The following is a 5,629-nucleotide window of genomic DNA, read 5'->3' on the forward strand; positions in this document are numbered from 1 at the left end:
CCGCCCAGCGAGCCGTCATCGTGTACGAGTCAATGTTCGGCAACACGCGACGCATCGCCGAAGCGATCGCCGAAGGTGTGGACTCTGTGCTTCCTTCACTGCTGATGCCGATAGCCGAGGCCCACAGGATTCCTTCTGAGCTGGACGTGCTCATCGTCGGAGGCCCGACCCACGCGCACAGCATGAGCCGCCCGGAAAGCCGCAAGGAGGCAGTGAACTGGGCCTCGAGCGAGCGGCTGCATCTCGAACTCGACGAGGCCTGGCGCGAGACCGGGATCCGCGAATGGCTGCGGGACACTCCGCCGGCTCCGTGCCGTTTCGCCTCTTTCGACACGCGCGTCGACATGCCCCGCCTGTTCACCGGCTCGGCTGCGACTGCCATCGCCCGAAGACTCGACAAGCTCGGATTCGATCGGCTGAGTGAGCCGATGAGCTTCCTCGTCGACCACAGGAGCAGGCTGGAACCAGGCGAGGTCGAGCGGGCTCGTGCGTGGGGAGCGGATCTCGCCGGTCGCCTGACCCGCGACGACGCTGCGTGAAAGCAACCGGGTGCACAGCGGCAGCCTCGTGAACGCGGTACTGCTCTCTCGTGAGCTTGTCACCGGGCTGGGTCGATGACCCGCGGGACCTTCGACCCGCGCGATTCTCACAGCCGCCGAAAGACTCGTGACACCCCGAGTTCCCTGAGGAGGAATCATGAGAGCAGCAGTCGTCACCCAGTTCGGATCCCCGGCCGACATCGAGGAGCGTCCGCTCCCCCAGCCGAAGGCCGGACAAGTGCTGGTCCGACTGGAAGCGTGCGGTCTGTGTCACACCGACATCCACGCGATGAACGGCGACTGGCCGGTGAAGCCGAAGTTGCCCTTGGTTCCCGGTCACGAAGGCGTCGGAATCATCGAGCAACTCGGCGACGGGGTGACCACGCGCAAGGTCGGACAGCGGGTCGCGATGGCGTGGCTCGGCCACGCATGCGGCGAATGCCGTTACTGCGTCGATGGACGTGAGAATCTTTGCGAAGCGCAGTACAACAACGGCTATGCGGTCGACGGCGGTTACAGCGAGTACATGATCGCTGACGCCCGTTACGCAGTGCCTGTCCCTGATGGCGTCACGGCCCTCGACGCGGCACCCCTGACCTGCGCAGGCGTGACCACGTACGCAGCCATCAAGAACGCGCGCGTCACACCCGGCGAGACGGTCGCCGTCTTCGGCATCGGAGGTCTGGGTCATCTCGCGATCCAGTACGCGCGGCTGGTCGGTGCGAAGGTGATCGCCGTCGACATCACCGAGGAGAAGCTCGCGCTCGCCGCCGAGCTCGGCGCAGATCACGTCGTGAATGCCCGCGCCACCGACCCCGTGCAGGCAATCCGCAAGCTCGGCGGAGCAGATGTCGCTGTGGTGCTCGCTGTCGCTCCCAGCGTCTTCCGTCAGTCCTTCGACGCGCTCAACCGCGGCGGACGGCTGGTACTGGTCTCCCTGCCGGCAGGAGGTGAGCTGACCGTGCCTGTCTTCGAGACCGTGCTCAAGGGAATCAGCATCATCGGCTCGATCGTCGGCACGAGGCAGGACCTCGCAGAGGTGTTCTCACTTCATGCCGCGGGCCGGACGCGGGTGATCACCGAAACCCGCAACCTTGAGAGGGTCAACGACTCCGTCGCGGAGGTCCTGGCGGGTACTGTCCCCGCCCGCCTGGTGTTCACCTACCACACCGCCGATGTCGTGCGGGTAGGAGACGCGCCGTCTGTCGCTTCCTGACATTCTCTCTGCGCCGCCTGCGGGTCCGCCCTGCAGGCGGCGCAGCCGCGCCTGCCCGCTTCGGCGGGGCCTGCGAGCTTGTGGCGGACGCGGGCCTCGCGCAGTCGACACGATGGGACTTTCGGCCCGGATCGGGCTCGGCGCGCCGGCAACGATGTGACATGGGGGATCAATTCGAGAGCAAGGACGATCATGAACGATTCGATCTTCACGGACGAGCAGCAGCTACTCGCCGTGCGCCCCACCGATCTGCAGCTTCCGCCCACACAGCCGATCGACATCAGTGAACTCATCCGGCTTGAAGCACGCCGATGAGACACGACATCACCACGGTGCCTCATGCTCGGGAGGCGACGCTGACCTTTCTCGGCGCAGCCGATACAGTCACGGGGTCACGGTATCTCGTGACGACACCCGCCTCGCGTGTGCTCGTGGACTGCGGGCTCTTCCAGGGGTACAAGGTGCTGCGGGCTCGCAACCGTGCTCCGTTTCCCGTCGCACCGGGATCGATAGACGCCGTCGTCCTCACCCACGCGCATCTGGATCACTCCGGATATCTGCCGGCGCTCGTGCGCGATGGCTTCCGCGGTCGGGTCTTCGCGAGCGAGGGGACAATCGCACTGTGCCGGATCATGCTCCTGGACAGCGCCCACCTGCTCGAGGAAGAGGCGCGCCACGCGTCGAAGCACGGGTGGTCTCGGCATGAGCGTCCCCAGCCGCTGTACACCGTCGAAGACGCCGCCCGCTCTCTCGAGCAGTTCACGCCCCTCGCGGAGGGAACGGAAGTCGCTGTCGCCCCGGGCGTTCGGGCCATGATCCGCCCGGCCGGCCACATCCTGGGCGCGATGAGCGTGTACCTCGACGTGGACGGGCGAAGGGTGTGCTTCAGCGGCGATCTCGGACGCCCCGACGATCCGCTCATGCGAGCGCCGCATCCTTTCGAAGGAGCGGACGTGCTCGTCGCGGAATCCACCTACGGGAACCGCGCGCACACCGAACGGGACCCCGAGGAGCAGCTCGCTGACATCGTGCGGCGGACGGCACGCCGCAACGGCGTCGTGCTGATCCCTGCCTTCGCCGTTGGACGGACGGAGACGGTTCTCCTTCATCTGACCCGGTTGCTGGACCGCGGCGAGATCCCGAATGTGCCGATCTATGTGAACAGCCCCATGGCGATCAGCGTCGCCGACGTCTATCAGCGTCACGCAAGCGAGCATCGCCTGTCACAGGACGAGTTCACGCGTCTCTATAAGATCGCCACCCCTGTCCGAAGCGTCGATGAGTCGAAGCTGCTGAACCTCCGCGGCGGGCCGATGATCATCATCTCGGCCAGCGGAATGCTCACCGGTGGACGGATCCTCCATCATCTGCAGGCCTACGGTGCGGACCCGCGGAATTCGATCGTGCTGACGGGGTTCCAGGCTGGTGGCACGCGAGGAGCGCGTCTGCTCGCCGGAGAGCGCACTCTGCGGATCTTCGGCAAGGAGATCGCCATCAACGCCGACGTAGTGAGTATCGGCTCGATGTCCGCTCATGCTGACGCTGCGGAGGTCCTGAACTGGATGCGGCCGGCACCTCGCGTGCCGTACACGGTGTACGTGACTCATGGGGAGCCGGCCGCGGCCGATGCGCTTCGGTTGAGGGTCGAGCGGGAACTGGGCTGGCGTTCGAGGGTGCCCGAGCACGGTGAGGTGGTACCGCTCGGCGCCGAACGAGGAACCGCATGAAAGCCCCCGCAGCCGAGGGGCCGGGGAGTCCCGTCGGCCGCCCGCTGCGAAACTGGCATACCCAGCACGCGGAGAGCCTCGACCTGGGGCAGCGCGCCGCCGATCGACTCAGAAACGGCATGGGGTCATGGGGGTTCATCGGCATCTTCGTCGCGTTCATGACCCTCTGGGCCGTTGTGAACATCACAGCCTTCTCCTGGGATCCCTATCCATACATTCTGCTGAATCTGTTCTTGAGCATGCTCGCGGGGCTGCAGGGGGCAATCCTGCTGATCGCGGCGAAACGACAGGATGCGATCTCTGCGGCGCTTGCACAGCACGATTACGAGACCAACCTCGCCGCGAAACAGGAGCTCGAGGAGCTGATGGAGATCAACCGTCTCCAGCTGGCCCTTCTGCGGGAACTGCGTTCGACCAGTGAGGACGCAGCCCACACCCACCCTCGCAGCATCCAGGAGCCGTAGCGAGCACCTATCGGCTCACACCTCGTTGTCGCCACCCGTCGAGGAGGCGCCGGCCTGGACCTGTCCGACCCCGGTTCTCGCCTCGTCCGCGGCGGCACCTGAGCGGCCGGCCCACGTCCACTGCGAGACGATCGGGATGTCCTCGCCATGCGCCCGAGTGTACGCACGAGCCGCGAGCCTGGCATCCAGCATCCGCTGCCTCAGGGTCCCGTAGCGCACAGCGAGTCCAGGGACCCGGTCGATGACGTCGACGACGAGACGGTAGCGGTCCATGTCGTTGAGCATCACCATGTCGAAGGGCGTCGTCGTGGTCCCCTCCTCTTTGTATCCCCGCACGTGAAGGTGCGCGTGGCCCGCGCGACGATAGGCGAGGCGGTGGATCAGCCACGGATAGCCGTGATAGGCGAAGATCACCGGCCGGTCGATCGTGAAGATGGCATCGTACTCCCGTTCGGCGAGCCCGTGCGGGTGCTCCCCTTCGCTCACGAGACGCATCAGGTCGACCACGTTGACGACTCTCACCTTCAGGTCGGGGATCTCGTCTCGCAACAGGGACGCCGCAGCGAGCACTTCCAGCGTTGGGACGTCGCCCGCGCACGCAAGAACGACGTCGGGCTCCTCCCCAGGCACTTCCGTGCCCGCCCACTCGAGGATGCCGAGTCCGCGGGTGGTGTGGGCGATCGCCTCGTCCATCGTGAGCCAGTCGAAGGTCGGCTGCTTGCCGGCGACGACGACGTTCACGTAGTCCACGCTGCGCAGGCAATGGTCGTAGGTGGACAGCAGCGTATTGGTGTCGAACGGCAGATAGACGCGGACGATCTCCGCCTTCTTGTTGACGACGTGATCGATGAAGCCGGGGTCCTGATGTGAGAGCCCGTTGTGATCTTGCCGCCAGACGTGGGAGGAGAGAAGGTAGTTCAGGGAGGCGATCGGACGCCGCCAGGGGATGCCCTTGCTGACCTTGAGCCACTTCGCGTGCTGATTGAGCATCGAGTCGATGATGTGCACGAACGCCTCATAGGTGTTGAAGATGCCGTGTCGCCCCGTCAGCAGGTACCCCTCGAGCCATCCCTGGCACTGGTGTTCGCTCAGCATCTCGATGACGCGACCGGACGGCGCGAGGTGCTCGTCGGTAGGCAGATACTGGGCGTTCCACTGCTTGTCGGTCACCTCGAGCACGGCGCCGAGTCTGTTCGAGGCGGTCTCGTCCGGTCCGAAGATGCGGAACGTCCTCGGGTTGCGTGTGACGACCTCGGCCAGCCAGCGCCCGAGCTCACGTGTGGATTCGTGGGTCGTCGCGCCTGGCGAACGGACCTCGACGGCGAATGCACGGAAGTCCGGAAGTGCGAGCGGCTGTCTCAACAGCCCGCCGTTCGCCCGGGGGTTGGCGCTCATGCGCCGCTCGCCCGCGGGGGCGAGTGCGGTCGTGAGTTGCACAGGAGCGCCCTCGGTGTCGAAGAGCTCATCCGGCCGGTAGGAGCGCATCCACGACTCGAGGATCTGCAGGTGCTCGGGTGTGTCTTTGGCGTTGGCCAGAGGCACCTGATGCGATCGCCAGCTGTCTTCTGCACGCATGCCGTCGATCTCGGCCGGGCAGGTCCACCCCTTGGGAGTGCGGAGGATGATCATGGGCCATGCGGGACGCTCGCGGAGGCGCCCCATTGCCGCGTCATTCTTGATCTC

General features: G+C 65.9%; 6 protein-coding genes. 5 read left to right on the forward strand and 1 reads right to left on the reverse strand.

Going from position 1 to position 5,629, the window contains the following annotated elements:
* The 5 genes from IPV10_RS16610 to IPV10_RS16625 form a co-directional block, all read left to right on the forward strand.
* On the forward strand, nt 1-539 hold a 539-nt coding region (locus IPV10_RS16610; RefSeq protein ID WP_207485747.1), incomplete at its 5' end, for a hypothetical protein.
* Nucleotides 540-696: 157 nt separating this feature from the next.
* A complete protein-coding gene (gene adhP, locus IPV10_RS16615; protein ID WP_207485749.1) occupies nt 697-1,755 on the forward strand; it encodes an alcohol dehydrogenase AdhP in 1,059 nt (352 codons plus the stop codon).
* 192 nt (nt 1,756-1,947) lie between these two features.
* Nucleotides 1,948-2,070: a hypothetical protein gene (locus tag IPV10_RS17255; RefSeq protein WP_278249393.1), complete on the forward strand. Its 123-nt coding sequence runs from the start codon at nt 1,948-1,950 to the stop codon at nt 2,068-2,070.
* On the forward strand, nt 2,067-3,482 hold the full coding sequence (locus IPV10_RS16620) for an MBL fold metallo-hydrolase (protein WP_207485752.1): 1,416 nt from the start codon (nt 2,067-2,069) through the stop codon (nt 3,480-3,482). The genes IPV10_RS17255 and IPV10_RS16620 overlap by 4 nt, the downstream gene beginning before the upstream one ends.
* Entirely contained in the window at nt 3,479-3,946 is a 468-nt protein-coding gene (locus IPV10_RS16625; protein ID WP_242685090.1) for a DUF1003 domain-containing protein, read from the forward strand. Before IPV10_RS16620 ends, IPV10_RS16625 begins: the two co-directional genes overlap by 4 nt.
* A gap of 15 nt (nt 3,947-3,961) precedes the next feature.
* Here IPV10_RS16625 and IPV10_RS16630 read toward each other — a convergent pair.
* Nucleotides 3,962-5,629 (reverse strand): phosphoketolase family protein (locus IPV10_RS16630; protein WP_207485753.1); only part of this gene is annotated, 1,668 nt, incomplete at its 5' end.

Source organism: Microbacterium sp. SD291, assembly GCF_017355365.1.
In the GTDB taxonomy this organism is placed as follows: Bacteria; Actinomycetota; Actinomycetes; order Actinomycetales; family Microbacteriaceae; genus Microbacterium.

Bases quoted from the DNA above. Each gene is read 5' to 3' on its own strand.
- adhP (WP_207485749.1), top strand. From the start codon at position 697: ATGAGAGCAGCAGTCGTCACCCAGTTCGGATCCCCGGCCGACATCGAG.
- IPV10_RS16625 (WP_242685090.1), top strand. From the start codon at position 3,479: ATGAAAGCCCCCGCAGCCGAGGGGCCGGGGAGTCCCGTCGGCCGCCCG.
- IPV10_RS17255 (WP_278249393.1), top strand. From the start codon at position 1,948: ATGAACGATTCGATCTTCACGGACGAGCAGCAGCTACTCGCCGTGCGC.
- IPV10_RS16620 (WP_207485752.1), top strand. From the start codon at position 2,067: ATGAGACACGACATCACCACGGTGCCTCATGCTCGGGAGGCGACGCTG.